This is a genomic window from Bacteroides sp. AF39-11AC, from assembly GCF_003474285.1.
In the GTDB taxonomy this organism is placed as follows: domain Bacteria; phylum Bacteroidota; class Bacteroidia; order Bacteroidales; family Bacteroidaceae; genus Bacteroides.
In genome coordinates, this window is record NZ_QROH01000015.1 from 1 (window position 1) to 20,059 (window position 20,059).

The window sequence follows — 20,059 nt, forward strand, 5'->3', positions numbered from 1 at the left end:
ATCATCCGGAGCTTCGGCATTGCCGAAACAACCTCCTTCTTCCGTATTGCAGTCCCTTCCTTTTACCGTTTGTCCCGGCAGTCCGTTGCTAACCCGTTCCCCCCTGTCACTTGTGGCAGGGAGATAGGAGTATGGTTTTGCTTGCAAAACCGTATGGCTTGTTTTACTTTCCGTACTGCCCTTTTCCTTGTTTTCTGCCTCCCCTAATGTGCTTTTTTCATAGCTCCATCTGAGATCCTTTGTTTTTGAACGGCAAATTTATTTCGGTGGATGGATACGAAAGAGTTCCGGTCTTCGCCCTTTGTCCCGAAAAAAATAACGCCGGACGGCTTCGCTGTCCCCAACATTTTTTGTCGTCCAAAACTTTTCTTAATCCCTCCTTCCTTATTGTTGTGTGCCGTAAAAAAAAGGCTCATAAACTCAGATGGGGCATGAAAGCTCAAAAAAAAAGTCGGCAGAAAGAAAAGGCCATCCCGGAAAGGGGTTTAAAAAAAGGTCTTTAAATCTAGCTGAAGCATAAGTTTAATTTTAATAGATAAAAGACTATGGCACATCAGAGTAAATATCCTAGTTTAGACAGACAATGGCATAAGATGATGTTTTCTTTCTTTGAGTATCTTCCTATGCAATATCGGCAGGCAACGGAAAGAGAATGGCAAATTCGTAAGATGATATGGAGTTTTAAGGATGGAAAAGCTTATTTGAATATAGCTTGGATGATAGCGAATAAGTTACATCAAGTTTTTGGTGATGATGTTAAGAATATTGTTTTTGCTTGTGTTCCGGCTTCTTCCGCTGATAAGAATGAACTTCGTTATAAGGGGTTTGCTTCGGCTGTGTGTAAGTTTTCAGGTGCTATCAATGCGTATGAACATATACGTGTCAGTGGAGATCGTTTGGCTATTCACGAGAAATTTGACAGCAAGTCGCTTCAAAAAGTACAAGTGATAGAATTTGACAAGGACTTTTTTCGGGGTAAGAAAATCTTGGTATTTGACGATATTTTAACAAAAGGGTTTTCGTATGCTCGTTTCGCATGTCAGTTGGAAAAAATAGGAGGTGAGGTTTTGGGAGGTTTCTTTTTAGGTAAAACAGTTGTCCGTATGTTATAAGATGAAAGAAAAAGAGAGTTATATAGAGAAGCAGAAGGATATCTTTGGAGATACTACTTGGTTCACTTATCGTTATGAGGTGAATGGAATGGTGTATGAAACTTCGGCAGGTTCGTTGGATATATGTAGAAAGGCACGTGATAAATGGATGAAAATGATGTCCGTTGCTTTTACCGGTCATAGAACGATACGAACAAATAAATATGCTTTGTCCGTATCGTTGAATGAAGAGGTACGTTTCTGCTATGAGAATGGAATCCGTTTTTTCTATATTGGTTGTGCGGTTGGATTTGACATGATGGCTGCTCATACCGTACTTGAACAAAGGAAACAATATCCCGATATGGTTTTGGTGGCGGTTGTTCCTTATGTCGGGCAAGATGTGTATTTCAACAAAGAGGACAAACAGAGGTATGCTGATATTTTGCGCCAAGCCGACAAGGTGGTAGTTCTATCCGAATATTATTATGCCCAATGCTATGCCCACCGTAATGATTACATGATTTCACACGCCTGTAGGCTGATTGCCTATTGGGATGGAAAATCTGCCGGAGGAACTTCTTATACGTTTAACAAGGCACAAAAAAAGAAATTGGTGATATACAATCTGTTTTGATTCAGATTGTATATCGTTGTTTTCCAGCGGTATGATCAAACGTGGCGATGTCATACTGTCTGGTTGCTGTAAGTGCTAATACTTCCGATGCAAAAGAGAAAGACACAATAAATATGAAAAGCAATGATAGATGAATTTTACTTAATTGTTTTACCTTTGTAAAACATTAGTGTCCCATTAAAATTGGGACGAATTAAAAATTAAATAAACTTGGCCCATTTGGTCCGAATCGTTCTTTGTCATTTTGAAATTTAGTTTTATCAAAGAGGTCTCTCAGATGAGTCTTATCAGTCAATGAGATGCTCAGTATTTGTAACACTTCATATGTACTTCTGTTCAGTTGCATATCGTGTTGAATGATTGCCACCAAACAGTAAGCGCATATAGCAGCATATATCTGTATTCGAACAGCATTCTCTGTAGTTCCCCAAAATCTTTTGATTTTAAGGTGCTGCTTGAGCCATTTGAAAAACAGCTCTACCTGCCAGCGATTTTTATAAAGTTCAGCAACTTGAAGCGCAGATATATGCATCGCATTGGTTATGAATGTAAATTCTCGTTCTTGTTCTTCATCCCAATATTTAACCAATCTAAGTGGCTCTGGATAATATTGTTTAGGATAGAATCCTGTCAGAAATACACTTGCGTCTGAAAGCACATTCTTAGGCAGCCTACGTTTCCATTGGATGGATTTGTACCCGAGATTCTTTTTTGCTCTGACAACAAAGTAGGCTTCAATTTGATGAATTTTATACAGTATTTTGAAGTTGTTATAACCGCGGTCAAAGATGTAATAAGAGCTTGGTTCATAAGGAATTTCAATCATAACTTTAGAATCGTGTACGGATGCTTCCGTGATATGAAAGAATGCAGGAATCTGTGTTTCCACATCATATAATGTATGCACTTTGATACCACCTTTCTTTTTGCGGAATTTTGCCCACCAAAAGACTGAAAGGCACAGGTCAATAGTAGTCGAATCGAAAGCATAAACGTTACCGCCAAGTTTGAAAATATGATTAGCACACTTTTGTCGTGCTTCGCTAACCAGGTAGTAAGCATATTCTTCAAAGATGTGATAGTCTCTATCTTGATTTGCTCTTGCCAGCGATGACTTTGATACATTTTTACCCATTCCTAAATGATAACATTTGGAATGATGAGCTTCAAGAGCAACTATCAAATCTCGCAGACTTTCACGATTAGAAAGTTGACCAAACATCAAAGCAAGTAGTTGATTCCAGCAGGTGAAGTGCTTCACATATTTATCACCATCATACTTGGTGACTATGCGGTTAAACTTACTTCGATTCAGAAATGAAGCCAATTGAGCGAAAACGTATTTGTCTTGGAACATATGCCATCGGATTAATCTGATGCAAAGCTACAAATTCAAGTCCGTTCGCTCGGAAAATCGCTGTAACTAACTAAATTTCAAATATTTCAAAGAACTCTTTTAGATTTTAATGGGACAACAATGTTTGTAAAAGGTAAAACAATATGCGTTTTTCAGATACAGAGAACAATATGACCTTTTGCATAGGTGTGTGTTGGTTAGGAACTCCAAATATGGAGTCGTTGCAGAAAATAATGATGAACTTGAATATTATTGATAAGGATGGAAACAATGGAAGCTAATGAACTGATGCGATATGCCTATGAATTACTGCAAGGGCATTCGAATGAAGAATGTGCCCGAATATTAAGAGAAGTGGTGGCCGAGTGTCAGGTGTGTATAAAGAACTGTGAAGAAGGTGTTTTCGAAAATATGCTAAAGTAATAACAACAAGAATATGGAAATTACTCATAAAAATCAAGGAGAACTTGACTCAACCATGCTCCCATTCGTGATGAGAGAGCTGGTAGAACTGGTCATGAAGAAAAAGGCATTGCCTTTAGGCGATGCACTGTATTATATATATTCTTCCAAGTTGTATAAATCTTTGCTGGATAAGAGTACCAAGTTATGGTATTCAAGTACATTGTCGCTTTATGAAACATTGGAGAAGGAAAAAACAGAAGAAAAACGACGGTATAACGGTGACACGAAGATCCTGCTTTTCAAGATGTTCTGCATTGAGAATTATAGGGAGGAAAAGAAACAAAGTGCGGAAGAAACCTTGTTGTTGTTTTCGGACTATGGGGTTTTTGATTTTTTGGATGAGACTTTTGAAATGCTTCATACCCAAGACCCCGAATATATATTAGATACTATAACGACTTATATCAATAAAAGAAAATGAGACTATTTCATGGATCTACAGTTACCGTGAAACGCCCTAATATACAGAAAGGACGGAAGGCTACGGACTTTGGGAAGGGATTTTATACGACAACCAACTTTGAACAAGCAAAAAAATGGGCTTTGTTGAAGAAGAACAGGGAACAGAGCGAAAAAGCAATCGTCTCTGTTTATGAAGTTCCCGATGATATTCTTGATAGGGAATATCCGGTTCTTCGGTTTATGGGTGCGACAAAAGAATGGCTGGAGTTTGTTGTCAACAACCGCAGAGGAAGAGAAAACGGTGACTATGACCTAATAATGGGGCCTGTCGCAAATGACCAGTTATATGCGACAATTCGGCTTTATGAACAGAGAGTTGTTACGGCTGAAGCCGCTATTGAGATGCTGAAAGCGCATAAGTTGTTCAATCAGCTTTCATTTCATACGGTAACAGTCGCTTTGTTGTTGAAGTTTGTTGAATCAATTGAAGTGGGGTAAAGAATATGTGAAGTGAAAATAGGGGGAAGTTTATCCCCCAATGGTAAGGTTGTTTTTTGCGTCCACTTAGTTTTTTCCCACCCACCCTTTCAGCGGAGTGACTGCCCGGCAGTCTGTTGCTTACCCATATGTCCTAGCCTTTTAGGGCTGTAGATAGGTAGTTGGATATTTCGCTGCCAAATCGGCAGTCCGCTTCAATCGTTTGCTTGCTTTTCTCCGAGTGGAGCCTTTCTGCTTTTCCGGTGGTGTAATCTTCTTTTATTGGAAACAGGTGTAGTGGCTGTATGCCTGTGTGGTTATGTTCTCCCGCAGAATCCGCAAGTCAGTTCTTCCGTTGCAGCTTTTCATTTTATCGTGCAGTCACTTTTTTCGATACGTGGAATATGATATGCTTCATTCTTCGGCTTCATTTTTTTAAAAGGAATTGCAGATGTTTCTTCCGGTGTGTCGATAGGCGGCTGACCATCTTTTCGGGATGTGCCATGCTTGCTGTCTAACCGGTTGTTTTTTGCATCCTTTCCAAACCTGTTACTGATTTTCAAGTTTTGTCTTTTTCATATCATTTTTTAGGGAAGTCAAATCATTTTCCGTTGCAAATATAGATTGTTGCTAACCCCTTTTACGGGGATAAGGGGACGATTCACAAACACCACGTTGTTATTCGTCTGAAATCTTCCTTTTTTTGCCTTGCATAAAAAGCGTATTTAACCCGAATTATTTGCTGCCATCTTCACCAATAAAAAAGTTACAAATCTTCCTTTTTCCGGCCAGCATAAAAAGAGTATTTATATCTTTTTTCATGGTGTCCCCCAAAGCCAACAATCAGTTATTGCACTGTAAAATTGATTAATTAACTTCTAAAAAATCAGAGATATGAAAAAGATTGAAAATTCATTCGCAGTAACAGGCAGGATTTGTAGGGATGCAGAAATCCATTTATTCGAAATAGTAAAGGTTGCACACTTCTCTATTGTGGTCAGTCGCATAGGCAAGATAAATGAAGAAAAAACATTTGTTTCCTCTGTTATGAAAGTTGAAGCCTGGAGTAAGATGGAAGACCGCTATGCTTTTTGGATACTGCAAAAAGATGTACTGATTACCGTTGAAGGCTACTTTAAGCCGGAAGAATGGACGGATTCTAAAAGTGGGGAGAAACGTAACCGCATTGTGATGGTAGCTACTAAGTTCTACCCGACTCCGGAAAAATAAGAACCCCCGGACTAAAAAGAAAAAGCAATCAAACGATTGAAGCGGCACAAGGTCGCTTCAATCGTTTGCTAATGCGGCAGAAGATTATAAAAAAAGTGTTTCTTAATTTGGTGATTTTCAGATTTATCGGTATTTTTGTATCAAAAATGATACCTAAATATGTTTTTCTATGAAAAGATTATATGATACATATACAATATACGAATTTTCAGATGAATGTATTGTAAAGGAAATCTGCAAGAGAGTTAAGTCTATAAGACTTAGCTGCTGTTTTTCCCAGCAAGAATTTGCGGATAAGGCAGGAGTATCTATCGTTACTATTAAGAGAATAGAATCTTGTAAAGTAAGTGATATTGCCCTAAGTACATTGCTTAAGATTTTGCGTATAAGTGGAACTCTTGAAGGCGTTGTCGGTTTGGTTCCGGAACTTCCAGACTCCCCTTTCCTAATCAATGAAAAAACAGGTAAAAGAATACAAAGAATTAACGGTAAACGTAAGATGGTATGAAGAAAGAGCCGATTATAGTGAATGTATATCTGTGGGGGACTTGCATTGGCAAATTGAATTGGGACTTTGAAAAGCATTGTTCTGTATTCCAATTTACGGATGAATATAGGAAACAAGATTATGATATATGCCCTTCCACACACCCTAAGAGAACCCCTTTGTTTGCGTCTTTCTATGGGAATAAAGATAAATTATATCAAGGGCTTCCGGAATTTCTTGCAGATGCGCTTCCTGACAAATGGGGGGCTTCCCTATTTGACCAATGGCTCACGGATAATAATATAAAGGTTACGGAATCATTGCCTCTATTGAAGCTCTCTTATATTGGCAAGAGGGCTATGGGAGCATTGGAATTTGAACCGGAATTTAATGATGATGCCATCCATGAGTCAGTAAATATGTCATCATTGGCAACTTTGGCTTCTAAAATATATAATGATCGAGATGCTGCTGTCATATCACCGGAGGATAGCCTCACGATGAAAAAGTTGATATATCTTGGAACTTCTGCCGGTGGCATGCGCCCGAAGGCAGTGATTGCCTATAATCTCGAAACGGAAGAGTTTCGTTCCGGCCAGGTGGATTTGCCTGAAAATTTTAAGCAGTATATCATCAAATTTAAAGAAGCAGATGACTCTCCTACCACAGAGATAGAAATGGTATATAGCGAAATGGCAAAGGCGGCGGGAATCAACATGATGCCATGCTTCCTGAAAGAAATTGATGGAAGAAATCATTTCGTAACGGAAAGATTTGATCGTAAGAATGGAGAAAAGCTCTTTAGTCAGACCCTTGCGGCCATTATGCCGGGTGCAGATGATTATATGAAGCTGTGTTGGATAGCAGAGACTCTGAAACTTCCCCAGGAAGACAAAGATCAGATATTTATCAGAATGGTATTTAATTATGTCGCAGGTATATCCGATGATCATAATAAGAACATATCGTTTATCATGGATAAGGCAGGGGTATGGCGTTTATCACCTGCATATGATGTAATGTTCACGGCAAATACATGGGAAAATTCTTCAGCACACATTCATTCGATGGGCGTGATGGGCAAAAGGTCTGCCTTGACTACAAGTGATTTCGTCAACTTTGCCGAGGATTTTGTAGAGGAGCCCGAAAAGAAGATATTACAGGTGTTCGATGCTGTAAGCAAATTTCAATCGTTATGCGCCACGTATGGCATAGATAAGGCTATATTTGATAAAATCCAACATGTATTGGATGGATTGGTCACTGATGATTTGGATTTGCTGCAATTAACTTAAAGAACAGTAGATGGTGATAGTTGCTCCAGTCTTTTCTGGAACGGCTTTCTTTTCTTTTGAGATCTTTATACCCCTATTTGTTATTTTGGAGAAAGTCACATGTTTCCCACCCACCCTTTCAGCGGAGTGACTGTCCCCGTTTCAGGATTTCTCATAGTCACTCGCAGGCTCCGTGATTGTGTGAAATCCAGGAATGGGGAAGGCAAAGGAGAGAGGCATATCCGGTCTGCTTTCGGAGCTTCGGCCACATCGAGACAACCTCTTTCCGGCGGCTATGCCACTCTCCTTTTATTTGCCCGGCAGTCTGTTGCTTACCCATATGCCCCAGCCTTTTAGGGCTGTATATAGGTAGTCGGATATTTCGCCGCTAAATCGGCAGTCCGCTTCAATCGTTTGCTTGCTTTTCTCCGAGTGGATGCCTTTCTGTTTTTCCGGTTGTATAATCTTCTTTTTCCGGAAACAGTTGTAGTGGCTGTATGCCTGTATGGTTATGTTCTCCCCGCAGAATCCGCAAGTCTGTTCTTCCGTTGCAGCCTTTCATTTTATCGTGCAGTCACTTTTTTCGATACGTGGAATATTGTATGCTTCATTCTTCGGCTTCATTTTTTTAAAAGGAATTGCAGAGGTTTCTTCCGGTGTGTCGATAGGCGGCTGACCATATTTTCGGAATGTGCCATGCTTGCTGTCTGACCGGTTGTTTTTTGCATCCTTTCCAAACCTGTTGCTGATTTTCAAGTTTTGTCTTTTTCATATCATTTTTTAGGGAAGTCAAATCATTTTCCGTTGCAAATATAGATTGTTGCTAACCCCTTTTACGGGGATAAGGGGACGATTCACAAACACCACGTTGTTATTCGTCTGAAATCTTCCTTTTTTTGCCTTGCATAAAAAGCGTATTTAACCCGAATTATTTGCTGCCATCTTCACCAATAAAAAAGTTACAAATCTTCCTTTTTCCGGCCAGCATAAAAAGAGTATTTATATCTTTTTTCATGGTGTCCCCCAAAGCCAACAATCAGTTATTGCACTGTAAAATTGATTAATTAACTTCTAAAAAATCAGAGATATGAAAAAGATTGAAAATTCATTCGCAGTAACAGGTTTTATCGGTAAGGATGCAGAAATCCGTAGTTTTGAAACAGCAAGCGTAGCACGCTTTTCTATCGCGGTCAGCCGTGCAGACAAGACAGGTGAAGAAACCTCTTATGTTTCCGCTTTCATGGGGATTGAAGCCTGGAGAAAGAATGAAGCACTGGATTCCTTCGATGTATTGAAAAAAGGTGAGCTGATAACCGTTGAAGGCTACTTTAAGCCGGAAGAATGGACGGATTCTAAAAGTGGGGAGAAGCGTAACCGCATTGTGATGGTAGCCACCAAGTTTTATCCGGCTCCGGAAAAAGAAGAAGAAAAACCGGATCAGCCTAAACAGAAGGCTGTCTCTAAAAAGAAAAAAGCAAGCAAATGATTGAAGCGGCCTAGTGCCGCTTTTTTTTGCTACATATCCGAGAGTGTTTTTGCGTTCACGCAGTATTCTTCCCCACCCTCCCCTTCATCGGAATGACTGTTCTCATTCCCGGTTTGCCCGTAGTCATCCGCTATGCGGCTGATTATGGGCAAACCAGAAAAGAGAAGTTCCAAACGTGGGCGGGATTGCAATGGTCATCATCCGGAGCTTCGGCATTGCCGAAACAACCTCCTTCTTCCGTATTGCAGTTCCTTCCTTTTACCGTTTGTCCCGGCAGTCCGTTGCTAACCCGTTCCCCCCCTGTCACTTGTGGCAGGGAGATAGGAATACGGTTTTGCAAGCAAAACCGTATGGTTTGTTTTACTTTCCGTACTGCCCTTTTCCTTGTTTTCTGCCTCCCCTAATGTGCTTTCTTCATAGCTCCATCTGAGATCCGTTGTTTTTGAACGGCAAATTTATTTCGGTGGGTGGATACGAAAGAGTTCCGGTCTTCGCCCCTTTGTCCCGAAAAAAATAACGCCGGACGGCTTCGCTGTCCCCAACATTTTTTGTGGTCCAAAACTTTTCTGAATCCCTCCTTCCGGGGGGTTGTGTGCCGTAAAAAAAAGGCTCATAAACTCAGATGGGGCATGAAAGCTCAAAAAAAAAGTCGGCAGAAAGAAAAGGCCATCCCGGAAAGGGGTTTTAAAAAAAGGTCTTTAAATCTAGCTGAAGCATAAAATTAGAAGTTTAACAAACTAAGTAGCAGAAGTATATGCAAATCATTCAATTTGTTTTTTCGGTCATCATCGCTCTTTGTGCAGTGGCTATGTTTGTCGGAGCGGTAATAACGCCAAGTCCGATAAAGGTTGTGTCGGTTACGTTGTTGGCTCTTATTTGCCTATTCTCCTTGTTTCTCGTGAAATTGGCTTATTGTGAAATGAAATCTAAAAATGATATACTATGAAAGTGTCAGAACAATTTAAAAGTACCATCAAGGCATACCTTGATAATATGGCAGCGGTGGATAGTCTGTTTGCTCCAGTCTATCAAAAACCTACAAAGAATATAGATAATTGCATTACCTATATTTTAAACCAAGTGAAGAAAAGCGGTTGCTGTGGTTTTAGTGATGATGAAATTTTTGGTATGGCGTTGCACTATTATCAGGAAGATAATATTGAGGTGGGTAGCCCATTGAAATGTAATGTAGTCGTAAATCATCATGTTGAATTGTCAGAGGAAGAAAAGAAAGCGGCTCGTGAGGCTGCTATCAAAAAATTGCAGGAGGAAGAATTGGCAAAGTTGAAGAAGCGTCAACAAGCTAAACGTGAGAACAACACCGAAGTACAAACCCAGTTAACTCTTTTTTGATATGAAACCCAAGACAAAATTACAAATGGAAATCGTGAATGGGAGCAGGAAGTTAGCTCCCGTTTCAGAGGCTCAAAAGCGTTATGCCTATAAACATTGCTTTGTGCATTATTTCAAGCGTGATGCAAAGGGGAATTGCTTTTGTTTGGATTGTGGGCATACATGGCGGGATAAGGAAGATAAGAAAAACTGTAAATGTCCTCATTGCGGTATGAACCTGAAATTGGAGAATAGCAGGAAAAGGACGGCTGTATATAAAGAATATTTTTGTGTGATTACTACATACAAGCAATATCAAGTTATCCGTTTTTTTATGGTGGACTGCCGGCTGAAAAAAGGGTCTCCGGCTAATTACTTTATAATTGAGGCGGTACAGTGTTGGATGAATAAAGAGGGCAAGACAGAAACGCTGTCTTTGCTGCGGGGCATGTCTATATTTTATTACGATGCATGGATATATGGAAGTTCTTTGGAATTGCGTAAGCGGAATGTGCATCATGACCGTATTTATGATATTTGCCCGGCAGTTATCTATCCGAGAATGAAAGTGATACCCGAACTTACGAGGAATGGATTTAAGGGTGCCTTTTATGATATTTGTCCGAGTTCCTTCTTTATGACATTATTAACTGATAATCGGATGGAGATATTATATAAGGCAGGGCAAATGAATTTGTTCTTGAGATTTTTAGAGAGAAAATACGGTATAGATAAGTATTGGACGTATGTAAAAATCTGTTTAAGACATGACTATGTGATACATGATGCGGACTTGTGGCTGGACTATGTGGATATGCTGATAGAAAATAAATTGGATGCGAGAAATCCTCATTATTTGTGTCCGTTGAATGTAGAAGAAGCGCATGATTGGGTGATGGGGAAATGTAAGAAAAAATATTCTGAAAAGGATGAAAAAGACTATATTGCTGCCAAATCACGTTTCTTTAATCTTTCGTTTGCGGATGGAAATATTATGGTTCGGGTATTGGAAAGCCTTTCGGACTTTTACAAAGAGGGAAAGTTGCTGCATCATTGTGTATTCAGCAACGCCTATTATAAGAGAGAAGATTCGTTGATAATGTCGGCAACGGTGGATGGAAGGCGCATGGAAACGGTGGAGTTTTCACTTAGCAGGATGGAGGTGTGCCAGTGTCGTGGAAAGTCTAACCAATTATCAGCCTATCATGACCGGATTCTGAATTTGGTACGGGATAATATACCGTTGATAAGGGAAAGGATGGTAGTGTAATGAATAGCCCACACATCTAAATGTGTGGGAGTTCTTTTTTGGAAGACGCCCAAAAAAGAACCCCAAAAAACGTTGTCGCTACACATCGTTACGCTCGGATTATTTGCTTGTCGGCTTTAGTTTGCCGATACATTTTTCCATGTCGGGGGACAATAGGAAAGAAGCCGTCTTTTTCTGCTGCACCCCTGAGTGTGGCTGGACGATGGCATACCTGCATTTTAATATCTTGCCGATAACTTCCGTACTGTCACGGTGCAGGTACATGGCTTTCATGGCATCCGTTGCTTTCAGGCTTTTTTCGGCTTCCATATAGGCGGAAAAGGACGGTTTGAATAAGGCACGGGGACTTTCCGCTTTCTGTATGACAGCGGATAATTGTGCGCTTTTGTTGTTCAGGTAGCACAGGCTGTCCGATACGGTGACGTCTTCTGTTTCCAACACTTCCAGTAGTTCGAACTTTAAATCCGTCCAGGTGCCGTGAGAATCTGTCTGAACCCATTCCGCAATGGCCTTCTCATAGCCGGGTTTGCTGCATGAGGAAAAGGCAATGAGCAGCATACAAAAAAATAAATGCTTGATATTCATATTGATCTGATTTTATAGGTTGTCGTATTATGTGATGGAGCAAATCTATGAGGTTACTGGCCGTCCTCCGTGGAGGAACAGATGCCACACGAGATTTTCAGATCATCGTTCCAATCCTTGTTTTCCGAAAGTTCGACGTTCTTCAGTTTCCGTACCTTGTTGCGGAGTTCATCGTTACTCAGGCTCTCGACATCAGTCGTATCGCCATGAAAGTAACGATGCAGCCATAGAGTGTACTTGTGCCCTTGTTTGTCGTTGTCAAAGATGCTCCGGAGCTCCTTTACCTGGTTCTTGTCAAGAATCAGGCGTAATAGCCTCATTTGTCCTTCCGTGAATGTCCCTTCCGTAGATACATATACAAGATTGAGGTCGTTTCCGGAATGGCGTAATTGATAGTGGGAGATACAGTCTATAAATGACTCCCCAATGTAGAGAATGTCTATCGGGCGGCTTTTGTCATGGTTGCTGGTCGCCAGACAGTCGAACTTGCCACCGATAATCCCTTTGAATGTTTCATTTCGTTGAGAAATGGCTTGCACACCGTTTTCATTGTACATCTTGATGCACACGTTGCGGTAAACACTCCCTTTGTTCTTTACCTCACGGATAAAGAAAGTGTCTTTGAAGAACCGGCTTTCAATGCTTTCTTTCAGGATACCTCTTTTCTGGAGATAATTGCCCTTGTAGGGTTGTAGCTGGCTCAAGTAGAATTGAAGTTCGTCCGCTCTCATGCTTGTGTTACCTACTTCATACCGGCTTTTTTCGGGTGTCGTGATGCGGTTGGTGTTGATGTAGTTCTGAAGGATCTCCCCCACCTCGCGCAAGGACGGCATTTTTCCGGTTGTTTCAAATAGATGTTCCTGCATCAGATCCATGATACTGCGGCCACGCACGCTGTCACTATGCACGTCCCAATAGGTGTATTGGTTCTGCGAGTTCCGCTTGATGACGATGGTATGCGTTCCGTTGCTCATTTTGGGACAGGAGTTGGAAGAGCCTTCCACGATTTTCCATCCTAGTTCCAGCAGGAAATCGGGCAGAGAAATGGTTGTTTTTATCTGATTGAAATCGACTTTCATAACGTTGACTGGATTAGTTGAATCTCATTTTATCTGAGCTTAGATTATAAATGAGAAAGATTATCTTTCATAAAGATAAGAAATATCATCTAAATATGGAAGAGAAAGTATATGTTTTTTGATTCGTCTGCATTTTTATTTCAAGGTACTGTAAACCAAATCAACAGTAGTGTCTATACCGGGAACGGCCTCCAACTGTTTGCTCTGGTTGAATACGCTTTCCCCGTCTTTTTTTATCTGCATGGTGATGATAGCACTCTCTTTTGAATAGAGAATGCCTTGCACGGTAATTTGGCTGACAGGCTTTTCCGTGCTGTATTCCGCTTTATCGGTGAAACTCTCATCTACGGAAGCTGCGGAGGTACCGGTGCGTTCGTTCCTGAATCTCACGCCGTCAAGATTATATATATGCACACTGCCTTTGGGTGAGGAACCGGTTACGGCTACGGTGATGTGATACATGCCGGCTTTGTCTGTTTCCGATTGGATTTCCTCTTTGTTGCATGAAGCGGCCAATAAGCAGGCTGCCGCTAATAATGAATGAATTTTTCTCATGGTAGGATTCTTTTGTTGAATGTTATCGGATGATTTTTTGTTCTGTCTTGTGTGTCCCGGTTGGCGGAACTGCTGACTTTTCTTTTAATTTGTCCTCTATCTTTTTGAGGATGGCGTTGACATCTTCAATGATTTTGATGTAGTTCTGCTGGATAATCTCTTCCAGGATTTCCAGTTCCATCTCTTCTTTGCCGTTGCCCAGTTTGACCGGTAAGGAGAAACGGGGTATCTCCTTCTCTTCAAAACGGCACATATCCATCTGCACGCTGAAGAATGGCGGCTTGCCTCCGGCAATCTTGCCAATGAAGTGTCCGGCTGCTTGTCCGGCAATGTCCCTTGCCTTTAAGACTTTTTCTTTTTGCAGGCTCTCCGTGACACTGTTATTGCCACCGGCTTGGTGTGAATAAGATTCTTGCGCTTCTTTCTTCTCCCCAAGCAAGTTCTCGATGTCTTTGGCGGTCTTCTCATTTCCGGTCATACCGTAAGCCTGCGTTCCGCAGGAGGCTTTCAGGATGTTGGCACTTTTCTCTCCATAGTCCCTGACCGCTTGGTTGAAGTCCTGAACGGCGAGAATGGTAGCGACATTGTGCTTCCGGGCGGTTCCGATGAAAGTGTCAATGCCTTGCAACAGGATGGTCGGAAATTCATCTACCATGAATATGCTGGTCGCTTTGCCGGGATTGTTCATCTGTGACATCAAGACGCTGCCGATGCAGGAAATAGCAGGGGAAACGGCTTCCTTGATGGTGGGCGCATTGCCTACGCATAACAGCGTTGGGTGTTCCTTGTTGGTTATATCCAAAGAGAACTCTTCTTCGGGAAGTGGCGACAACACCCAGAAGATGTATTTGTTGTTCAGGAGTACCAACGGAGTCTGTGCGGATGATACGGCTCCGGCTGTCTGCTGTTGTGCACCCAGTTTCCAGGCGGTCAGCATGGAGGACATGTTCAATGCGATTTCAGGATCTTCCGACAGCCAGTGGAATACTAGGTTGCTGTCAGAAAGGGCAAGGGCTATCACATGGGGCAGCGTACAGATACCAAGCTTCCTTTCCTTGAAACATTTATAGGCGATTGAATAGACGTAGTTGATGGCATTGTTGGCCCAAAAGTCGGTCTTTTCCTTCCAGCTTGCTTCCAGATTCTTCATCAGTGTCATGATGATATTGCGGATGAATAGCGATTCGTTTCCCTTTGACATGTATTGCGGAGAAAGTACGTTCACCCTGACCGTGCGTGACATATCCACAAAGTTGATATAGGCGAAACGGGGTGTTTCCATCCCCTTGTTCCGGAAATGTTCGATGCTTCCGTATGCGATACGTGAGAGGATGGGTGACTTGTCCTTGGTGGGATCACCCTCCCAATCGTACACGAATCCGGCATAGTTGCGCTCGGCGCACTGGTAGATGATTCCCTTGATCCAGCTCTCTGATTTACCGCTTCCCGGACCGCCGTCGATATAGACATTCTGCTGCGGCTTATGGATGACCAGCGGCCCGGAGGCGGTTTCAAAGCGGAAGTAGAAAGCCGATTCTTCCCGGCTTAACCCGAAAATGCTATCATCGGATTGGGCATGACGCCGGATGAAATAAGGCAGAGTCTTGATGACAAGCAGCGTGTACGCTACGAATAGAATGGGAAATACAAATAGGTTATACCACGCTGATAACCGGCTGAATCCGACAACCAGCATGGATGCCGTAACCAGTGTCATACTGGTGTAAACCCATTTCTTGTTTTCGTCTTTCACTTTGCCAACCGGAAAGAGAAAAGCGAGGCCTCCGATCAGGATAACGTAGAGAAACCGGAATAGGATATCCTTCTCCATCAGCCTTTCCCACATGGCCGGATTACGTAGTGGAGCGTATAATCCCGTAACGATAGCCCACTGAAACAGTACGGCTGTCCCGATGAGCGTGGATAGCAGGATCAGGATGAATGACAGGTCTTTCTTCTCTCTTTCCATGGCCGTTGCTGTTATTGGGGTTGTCCGGATGCCGTTCCGTCACCGCTCTCTTTTTTCTCTGCCTTTCCCAGTAACTCAATGCGTGAGACGGTCAGGCTGACGGATGGGATGTGGCTACCGTCATCCTTCTGGAATACATCGGCATACACATCGCCGCAGACATATACCTGTGTCCCTTTTTTCAGATACTCAAAGACTTTACTCTCGTAATTCACGAAACAGCATACCCATAGGGTCTGTTCCTCGTTGTTCACGTTCTTGTACTTGGTGGATACATGGAAGTTGAATCCTTTTCCGTTCTTGTTCTGCCGGGCATCCGCACCGACATAACCGATAATTTGTCCTGTAAACATAATGATGGTTTTTAAAAGTTTATAATCCGAGCTGTGGCTCATTCATATTTTTCATGGCTGGCTCCGCTTCCATGGAAGGCAGCGAAATGCCGAAAGTGCTGTGTAGCGTTTCAAGGTTGTCGGCTGTAGGATGGTTTGCCGCAACACTTTCCAATAACCGTGATGAAGGGGTAAAACCTTCGTTTTTCATCTGCTCCAATACCGGACGGTTGTCTTGCAGGACGGCCTGCGTGAACCGTTCCTCCGGTGTGAGGTACTGTTCCATCCGTGCGGTATGTTCCTGAATCATATTGCTGGCTTTTCCTACATCGGCAAGGATGTTGTAGATGAATTTGGGATCTTCTTTCAAGGCTCCCAGCCAGTTTTTTAGATACATGGCATTTTCTTCCCGGATATGGGTGGATATTCCCAGGCTTTGCCCGACGGTAGCGGAGGTGAGTTCGGCAACCAGTTCCTCTTTGGCATATTGCTTGTCTCCGAAAATCACGCCTTTTTCCCGGTTCAGATGCTCAGGTTCTCCAGTCGAGTGCGCTATCTCATGCAGTAGTGTGGAGTAGAAATTCTCTCCGTCCTTAAACTGCCCCTTCAGGGGTACGACGATATGGTTATCTTCTCCCCTTGCATGGTAAGCACTATTTCCTTCCTTGGAATAAATGGGGCAGATCCATTGCTGTTCCCGTACCATCGCATCAATCAGAGGCACGGTGAGCATCCCTTGCTCGTCCTTGATGGCCGGTATCTTGAATTGCTCCTTCAATGCTTCCCATTTCTCCGGTTTCGTTTCCTGAAGATTGGTCTGCTGTACGTTGAACACATTGTATGTCTTCAGAAACGGCGTGACCTTATATTCCTGCTGCTCGTTTTTATCCAGGTTCTTATATACGTCGAAAGGTATTTTCTTTCCGTTCTTGTCTCTTACTGAGAAATTCCAGTAAATGACTGGGAATGACTTTTCTCCTTTCAGTATGTTAAGGCCGTTGTCTTTGGCTTGCATGAAGGTCATATAGACCGGCAGGCTGTACTGCTCTTTTTCCGAAAGTAGAAACAACATGAAAGAATTTACTCCGTTGTAGGTTCTTCCCTCGATATTTTGCGGAAGTCCCCCACCCTTTATCCCGAACCAAGGCTTTTGCCAGTTGTCTTCCACCTGCTTTATCTTTTCGATCATCAGTTCGGCGAAACGCTGTAATGCTTTATCACTTGCTGTATCCATGATTTATTGGTATAGATTTCTGTTCTCGTAATCAAGCAGCCATTCTCTGGCCGTTTGGTTGTTTGTCTCTTGCTGCTTGGCAGCCATCTCTTCTTGATAGGCTTGTGCAAGCTCTTCCTGTGCAAGTAGAAACTCTAAGTCACTGATTTCTCCTGCAATGTTTTTCTGTACTAATTCATCGTAATCCATAATTCCTGATTTTTTAGGTTATAAGTCATTGAAAGCCCGGTTGATGGTGCTGGCTATCGGACGGGCCATTTCCTTGCTGTTGTCGGGTTTGGGTGTGCTGGCCAGTTTGACATCTCCCAGTGTCTTTGTGCTGCCTTCCATCCCGAAAATCTTTTGTACGGCTATCAGTGTGTTGGCTTGCACACCCGTTTCACGCATCCGGGTAAGGTCTTCTTGAGTGAGCCGGTACCCTTCTTTCTGTATCTCTTGGATGACATGAAAGTTGTCGGTCTGTGCGGCATCCAACAGACGTGTGGCCTGCCTTTCATGTTCGCCCTGTTCTTCCGGCTTGGTGCCGAACAGCTGGATGACTTCATGGGTTTGCCTTTCATCCAGACCGTGTTCCTTACCGATTCCTTTGATAAACTCTTCACTGGGTTTATATCCTTCCTCTTTGAGCTTCCCGATTTTTTCAAAGTCATGTTTGCCCACCGCTTCCTTAAACTCGGCTTCCATATTGCGCCCCTCTTCGTGTTTTTGCTCTTTTGCAGCTTCTATGTTGGCCGCATGGGCTTCCAGTTTGGGGGTCATGGCCTTGATCAGCTCTTGTGCCTTGCCGGGAGTGATACTCTGTATGTTCTGTATCATGACTCCTTTCCTGTCATCCGTCAGTTGGATGTCGGCAATGAAGTAGCCTTCCGGACTGTGCAGCAGCTTGTTCTCCAGTGCATGGCCGTTGGCGAGCAGGTATTTGTCGGCTTTGGTTAACTTGTAGCCGCCATATTCGCTGGTCTGCCCGATGATGTCGGGAATCTTGATTTCCTGGTTGGTGCGCAGGATGACGGAGTTCAGATCCCGGTCAACTTGCAGCAGGATGTCCTTCTTATTTACGGTGATGGGTACGATGTCACCGGCAAGCAGCTGTTCTTTCTCTTTCTTGCCCAACTTCTTTCCCAGCACCTTGTCCGGGATAACCAACGCCTCTTTGCGGTAGAATACGGAGATTCCGTCATCGTTGAAACGGAGCTTCCCCGGTTTGCCGTGTATCTCCATCAAATCAGACATGACACCCTTTTCCAGCTTGGTGCCTTTCCCGTCGAGGATGTTCCCTTGCTTGTAGGCGTATTCATAGAGCGACTGTCCGGTGTAGCATACCTTCAGGCGATGGTCGATGACGGTAAAGCCGTCCTTGTCATGTCCCTTCAGGTTCTCCCACCGCTTGATGCTGATGCCATCCTTCTCCAGCTCGGCGACATATTTAGGATCATTGGCACGTTCCTTGTCAAAAAGGGCGGATACACGTTCTTTTGATTGGTCACGAAGGCTTTCATCGTACTTTGCTCCGGCTTTTTCCCTGATTTCGCTTACGCTCATGCTCAGCTCTTCCCCGTCTTTGCGGAACCGGAAATATCCGTCCCGGTATTCGGTCTGATAGCCCAGTGATTCGGCGATGCCGCCGAACTGTCCCACGTTGTCGAACATATAGGTGTCTAATGCTTCTCTCAGTTTCATGGCTGTGGCTTGTATAAGGGTTCTGCGGAAAGGATGTATTCGTTCAACACGGCCAGCTTGATGTGCCGCCCGCCGTTTCGCTCGTAAATCTCGATCTCGAATACCTTATCATCGGGTATCGTGAATTTGTCGAAACCAAGTATCAGCCGGTTCCGGCTCTTGCCCTTGATTTTCGTATCAAAATCTTTCTGATAGATAGGTTCGATGGTCGTTTCTTGCTGGATGGCGTTCTTGCTCTTCTTTTGGTCACGCTGGAAACATTTGACAAACTCGATGTCGTAGTCGATGTATGATTTGTTTTTCAGGTCAAAGATGAAAAACATGAAGTCCTCATGCACATACAGATTGGCCATTGACAACTCAAACTTGTTCTCGATGACCCCCAGGCTGTAGATGTTGCGCTTCTTGGTGCGCAGCTCTTGGATGCATCTTTCCATTTCCTCGCTGTTCACATCCACATGGGCGGTATATTTGCGCTGGTCATCAAAATTGTAGGTGAATACGGAGGTATTGCCCCGTTTGATGGTGATGTGGTAAGTGTTCATGGCCTTATCCACCACAAACAGGTTGGAATATGCCACGGCATCTTTGGCGGTTGATACTTTCAACTGGTTGTTGTAGGCGGCCAGAGTGAAGGACACCTCGTTGCCGGGCGTTCCGTAAGCGATGTCCTCCGGAAAGAAGAACTCGGCCAGATGGAGGTCGCTGACTTCTGCCTGATAGTCATGGTGCTGCCATTTCCCGTTGTCCTCGTAAATGTTCGGGTACGAATCCGTGCCGCCTTCGGGAAGGTAGCGGATGTGATAGGTGTAAACGCTTCCGTCGATGCAGACTACGGTCAGGTTGGTCTCTTCGGTGAATCCTTCCGCTTGCGCCGAGAGCCTGACGATATGGGGCGCCTCTTCTACCCGGCTGGCCATGACAAGCTCCTGTTCGCCGATGGCGATATCAGATACTTGCACAGGAAATACCAGGTGTTTCACACAGTCGAAAGAGATAAAGATGTCTTTTTGGCTGATGGCTTGTTTCCGGGGAGTGCCGTTTTCCTGAGCGAAGAGCGGCAGACTGCACACAAAGCAGTAAAACAGTAGATAAATATATTTCTTCATGTTGTCGA

At 43.2% G+C, this 20,059-nt stretch carries 26 protein-coding genes; 13 read left to right on the plus strand and 13 right to left on the minus strand.

From position 1 onward, the window contains the following. The 3 genes from DW036_RS25830 to DW036_RS24210 all read left to right on the plus strand — a co-directional run. Nucleotides 1-207: hypothetical protein (locus tag DW036_RS25830; RefSeq protein ID WP_117704145.1), on the plus strand; the 207-nt coding region annotated here is incomplete at its 5' end. A 338-nt stretch (nt 208-545) separates the two neighbouring features. After that, a complete protein-coding gene (locus DW036_RS24205; RefSeq protein ID WP_005868760.1) occupies nt 546-1,112 on the plus strand; it encodes a phosphoribosyltransferase in 567 nt (188 codons plus the stop codon). Nucleotide 1,113: 1 nt separating this feature from the next. Continuing rightward, the gene (locus DW036_RS24210) at nt 1,114-1,728 is read left to right on the plus strand and encodes an SLOG family protein (RefSeq protein ID WP_005868759.1); all 615 of its coding nucleotides are present in this window, start codon (nt 1,114-1,116) and stop codon (nt 1,726-1,728) included. 193 nt (nt 1,729-1,921) lie between these two features. On the opposite strand, the gene DW036_RS24215 is transcribed toward DW036_RS24210, so the two are convergent. Then, the gene (locus tag DW036_RS24215) at nt 1,922-3,085 is read right to left on the minus strand and encodes an IS4 family transposase (protein WP_005868407.1); all 1,164 of its coding nucleotides are present in this window, start codon (nt 3,083-3,085) and stop codon (nt 1,922-1,924) included. Between the two features lie 261 nt (nt 3,086-3,346). Between DW036_RS24215 and DW036_RS25835 the strand changes: the two genes are divergently transcribed. From DW036_RS25835 to DW036_RS24225, 3 genes are read left to right on the plus strand one after another with little or no spacing between them, the layout of a single operon-like run. After that, nucleotides 3,347-3,508, plus strand: coding sequence for a hypothetical protein (locus tag DW036_RS25835; RefSeq protein WP_007564662.1), 162 nt, complete (start codon nt 3,347-3,349; stop codon nt 3,506-3,508). A 13-nt stretch (nt 3,509-3,521) separates the two neighbouring features. Then, entirely contained in the window at nt 3,522-3,971 is a 450-nt protein-coding gene (locus DW036_RS24220; protein WP_005868755.1) for a DUF3791 domain-containing protein, read from the plus strand. After that, a complete protein-coding gene (locus DW036_RS24225; RefSeq protein WP_005868753.1) occupies nt 3,968-4,450 on the plus strand; it encodes a DUF3990 domain-containing protein in 483 nt (160 codons plus the stop codon). The genes DW036_RS24220 and DW036_RS24225 overlap by 4 nt, the downstream gene beginning before the upstream one ends. 344 nt (nt 4,451-4,794) lie before the next feature. Here DW036_RS24225 and DW036_RS24230 read toward each other — a convergent pair whose 3' ends face one another. Continuing rightward, nucleotides 4,795-4,992 carry a hypothetical protein gene (locus DW036_RS24230; RefSeq protein WP_007564664.1) on the minus strand — a complete coding sequence of 66 codons (198 nt, stop codon included), beginning with the start codon at nt 4,990-4,992 and terminating at the stop codon, nt 4,795-4,797. Between the two features lie 331 nt (nt 4,993-5,323). On the opposite strand from DW036_RS24230, the gene DW036_RS24235 reads away from it, so the two are divergent. The 3 genes from DW036_RS24235 to DW036_RS24245 all read left to right on the plus strand — a co-directional run bounded on the left by DW036_RS24235 (nt 5,324) and on the right by DW036_RS24245 (nt 7,441). Then, nucleotides 5,324-5,659 (plus strand): single-stranded DNA-binding protein, encoded by a 336-nt coding sequence (locus tag DW036_RS24235; RefSeq protein WP_005868751.1) that lies wholly within the window; start codon nt 5,324-5,326, stop codon nt 5,657-5,659. 169 nt (nt 5,660-5,828) lie between these two features. Beyond that, nucleotides 5,829-6,167 (plus strand): helix-turn-helix domain-containing protein, encoded by a 339-nt coding sequence (locus tag DW036_RS24240; protein ID WP_005868750.1) that lies wholly within the window; start codon nt 5,829-5,831, stop codon nt 6,165-6,167. Then, nucleotides 6,164-7,441 (plus strand): type II toxin-antitoxin system HipA family toxin, encoded by a 1,278-nt coding sequence (locus DW036_RS24245; RefSeq protein WP_005868749.1) that lies wholly within the window; start codon nt 6,164-6,166, stop codon nt 7,439-7,441. Before DW036_RS24240 ends, DW036_RS24245 begins: the two co-directional genes overlap by 4 nt. Nucleotides 7,442-7,598: 157 nt before the next feature. On the opposite strand, the gene DW036_RS25840 is transcribed toward DW036_RS24245, so the two are convergent. Further along, nucleotides 7,599-7,760, minus strand: a complete 162-nt coding sequence (locus DW036_RS25840; RefSeq protein WP_005868748.1) for a hypothetical protein — start codon at nt 7,758-7,760, stop codon at nt 7,599-7,601. 218 nt (nt 7,761-7,978) lie between these two features. Beyond that, the gene (locus DW036_RS24250) at nt 7,979-8,176 is read right to left on the minus strand and encodes a hypothetical protein (RefSeq protein ID WP_007564676.1); all 198 of its coding nucleotides are present in this window, start codon (nt 8,174-8,176) and stop codon (nt 7,979-7,981) included. A 331-nt stretch (nt 8,177-8,507) separates the two neighbouring features. On the opposite strand from DW036_RS24250, the gene DW036_RS24255 reads away from it, so the two are divergent. The 4 genes from DW036_RS24255 (at nt 8,508) to DW036_RS24280 (ending at nt 11,508) form a co-directional block, all read left to right on the plus strand. Beyond that, nucleotides 8,508-8,906, plus strand: coding sequence for a single-stranded DNA-binding protein (locus tag DW036_RS24255; RefSeq protein ID WP_005868746.1), 399 nt, complete (start codon nt 8,508-8,510; stop codon nt 8,904-8,906). A gap of 92 nt (nt 8,907-8,998) precedes the next feature. Next, nucleotides 8,999-9,310, plus strand: coding sequence for a hypothetical protein (locus DW036_RS25845; RefSeq protein ID WP_165852472.1), 312 nt, complete (start codon nt 8,999-9,001; stop codon nt 9,308-9,310). A 538-nt stretch (nt 9,311-9,848) separates the two neighbouring features. Then, the gene (locus DW036_RS24275) at nt 9,849-10,259 is read left to right on the plus strand and encodes a PcfK-like family protein (RefSeq protein ID WP_005868911.1); all 411 of its coding nucleotides are present in this window, start codon (nt 9,849-9,851) and stop codon (nt 10,257-10,259) included. 1 nt (nt 10,260) lies between these two features. After that, nucleotides 10,261-11,508, plus strand: a complete 1,248-nt coding sequence (locus DW036_RS24280; RefSeq protein ID WP_005868910.1) for a PcfJ domain-containing protein — start codon at nt 10,261-10,263, stop codon at nt 11,506-11,508. Nucleotides 11,509-11,607: 99 nt separating this feature from the next. On the opposite strand, the gene DW036_RS24285 is transcribed toward DW036_RS24280, so the two are convergent. The 9 genes from DW036_RS24285 to DW036_RS24325 all read right to left on the minus strand — a co-directional run bounded on the left by DW036_RS24285 (nt 11,608) and on the right by DW036_RS24325 (nt 20,051). Further along, a complete protein-coding gene (locus DW036_RS24285; RefSeq protein WP_005868909.1) occupies nt 11,608-12,093 on the minus strand; it encodes a hypothetical protein in 486 nt (161 codons plus the stop codon). Nucleotides 12,094-12,146: 53 nt separating this feature from the next. After that, on the minus strand, nt 12,147-13,172 hold the full coding sequence (locus DW036_RS24290; protein ID WP_005868908.1) for a toprim domain-containing protein: 1,026 nt from the start codon (nt 13,170-13,172) through the stop codon (nt 12,147-12,149). Nucleotides 13,173-13,307: 135 nt separating this feature from the next. Continuing rightward, complete coding sequence (locus DW036_RS24295) at nt 13,308-13,727, minus strand: hypothetical protein (RefSeq protein WP_005868906.1); 420 nt, start codon at nt 13,725-13,727, stop codon at nt 13,308-13,310. Between the two features lie 22 nt (nt 13,728-13,749). Next, nucleotides 13,750-15,696, minus strand: a complete 1,947-nt coding sequence (locus DW036_RS24300; RefSeq protein ID WP_005868904.1) for a type IV secretory system conjugative DNA transfer family protein — start codon at nt 15,694-15,696, stop codon at nt 13,750-13,752. An 11-nt stretch (nt 15,697-15,707) separates the two neighbouring features. Further along, nucleotides 15,708-16,091, minus strand: a complete 384-nt coding sequence (locus tag DW036_RS24305; protein ID WP_007564694.1) for a single-stranded DNA-binding protein — start codon at nt 16,089-16,091, stop codon at nt 15,708-15,710. Beyond that, complete coding sequence (locus DW036_RS24310) at nt 16,069-17,262, minus strand: ArdC family protein (RefSeq protein ID WP_049703625.1); 1,194 nt, start codon at nt 17,260-17,262, stop codon at nt 16,069-16,071. Before DW036_RS24310 ends, DW036_RS24305 begins: the two co-directional genes overlap by 23 nt. Before the next feature lie 3 nt (nt 17,263-17,265). After that, on the minus strand, nt 17,266-17,451 hold the full coding sequence (locus tag DW036_RS24315; RefSeq protein ID WP_005868897.1) for a hypothetical protein: 186 nt from the start codon (nt 17,449-17,451) through the stop codon (nt 17,266-17,268). Between the two features lie 18 nt (nt 17,452-17,469). Further along, complete coding sequence (locus DW036_RS24320) at nt 17,470-18,942, minus strand: DUF3945 domain-containing protein (RefSeq protein WP_049703626.1); 1,473 nt, start codon at nt 18,940-18,942, stop codon at nt 17,470-17,472. Next, entirely contained in the window at nt 18,939-20,051 is a 1,113-nt protein-coding gene (locus DW036_RS24325; protein WP_005868893.1) for a DUF4138 domain-containing protein, read from the minus strand. Before DW036_RS24325 ends, DW036_RS24320 begins: the two co-directional genes overlap by 4 nt. Nucleotides 20,052-20,059: the final 8 nt, after the last annotated feature.

Excerpts from the sequence above, each read along its gene's own strand:
- DW036_RS25835 (WP_007564662.1), top strand. The coding sequence starts at position 3,347 with ATGGAAACAATGGAAGCTAATGAACTGATGCGATATGCCTATGAATTA.
- DW036_RS24285 (WP_005868909.1), bottom strand. The coding sequence starts at position 12,093 with ATGAATATCAAGCATTTATTTTTTTGTATGCTGCTCATTGCCTTTTCC.
- DW036_RS24225 (WP_005868753.1), top strand. The coding sequence starts at position 3,968 with ATGAGACTATTTCATGGATCTACAGTTACCGTGAAACGCCCTAATATA.
- DW036_RS24220 (WP_005868755.1), top strand. The coding sequence starts at position 3,522 with ATGGAAATTACTCATAAAAATCAAGGAGAACTTGACTCAACCATGCTC.
- DW036_RS24240 (WP_005868750.1), top strand. The coding sequence starts at position 5,829 with ATGAAAAGATTATATGATACATATACAATATACGAATTTTCAGATGAA.
- DW036_RS24305 (WP_007564694.1), bottom strand. The coding sequence starts at position 16,091 with ATGAGCCACAGCTCGGATTATAAACTTTTAAAAACCATCATTATGTTT.
- DW036_RS24205 (WP_005868760.1), top strand. The coding sequence starts at position 546 with ATGGCACATCAGAGTAAATATCCTAGTTTAGACAGACAATGGCATAAG.
- DW036_RS24315 (WP_005868897.1), bottom strand. The coding sequence starts at position 17,451 with ATGGATTACGATGAATTAGTACAGAAAAACATTGCAGGAGAAATCAGT.
- DW036_RS24210 (WP_005868759.1), top strand. The coding sequence starts at position 1,114 with ATGAAAGAAAAAGAGAGTTATATAGAGAAGCAGAAGGATATCTTTGGA.
- DW036_RS24245 (WP_005868749.1), top strand. The coding sequence starts at position 6,164 with ATGAAGAAAGAGCCGATTATAGTGAATGTATATCTGTGGGGGACTTGC.
- DW036_RS25840 (WP_005868748.1), bottom strand. The coding sequence starts at position 7,760 with ATGGGTAAGCAACAGACTGCCGGGCAAATAAAAGGAGAGTGGCATAGC.
- DW036_RS24320 (WP_049703626.1), bottom strand. The coding sequence starts at position 18,942 with ATGAAACTGAGAGAAGCATTAGACACCTATATGTTCGACAACGTGGGA.
- DW036_RS24280 (WP_005868910.1), top strand. The coding sequence starts at position 10,261 with ATGAAACCCAAGACAAAATTACAAATGGAAATCGTGAATGGGAGCAGG.
- DW036_RS24325 (WP_005868893.1), bottom strand. The coding sequence starts at position 20,051 with ATGAAGAAATATATTTATCTACTGTTTTACTGCTTTGTGTGCAGTCTG.
- DW036_RS24215 (WP_005868407.1), bottom strand. The coding sequence starts at position 3,085 with ATGTTCCAAGACAAATACGTTTTCGCTCAATTGGCTTCATTTCTGAAT.
- DW036_RS24300 (WP_005868904.1), bottom strand. The coding sequence starts at position 15,696 with ATGGAAAGAGAGAAGAAAGACCTGTCATTCATCCTGATCCTGCTATCC.
- DW036_RS24310 (WP_049703625.1), bottom strand. The coding sequence starts at position 17,262 with ATGGATACAGCAAGTGATAAAGCATTACAGCGTTTCGCCGAACTGATG.
- DW036_RS25845 (WP_165852472.1), top strand. The coding sequence starts at position 8,999 with ATGACTGTTCTCATTCCCGGTTTGCCCGTAGTCATCCGCTATGCGGCT.
- DW036_RS24275 (WP_005868911.1), top strand. The coding sequence starts at position 9,849 with ATGAAAGTGTCAGAACAATTTAAAAGTACCATCAAGGCATACCTTGAT.
- DW036_RS24235 (WP_005868751.1), top strand. The coding sequence starts at position 5,324 with ATGAAAAAGATTGAAAATTCATTCGCAGTAACAGGCAGGATTTGTAGG.
- DW036_RS24295 (WP_005868906.1), bottom strand. The coding sequence starts at position 13,727 with ATGAGAAAAATTCATTCATTATTAGCGGCAGCCTGCTTATTGGCCGCT.
- DW036_RS24255 (WP_005868746.1), top strand. The coding sequence starts at position 8,508 with ATGAAAAAGATTGAAAATTCATTCGCAGTAACAGGTTTTATCGGTAAG.
- DW036_RS24290 (WP_005868908.1), bottom strand. The coding sequence starts at position 13,172 with ATGAAAGTCGATTTCAATCAGATAAAAACAACCATTTCTCTGCCCGAT.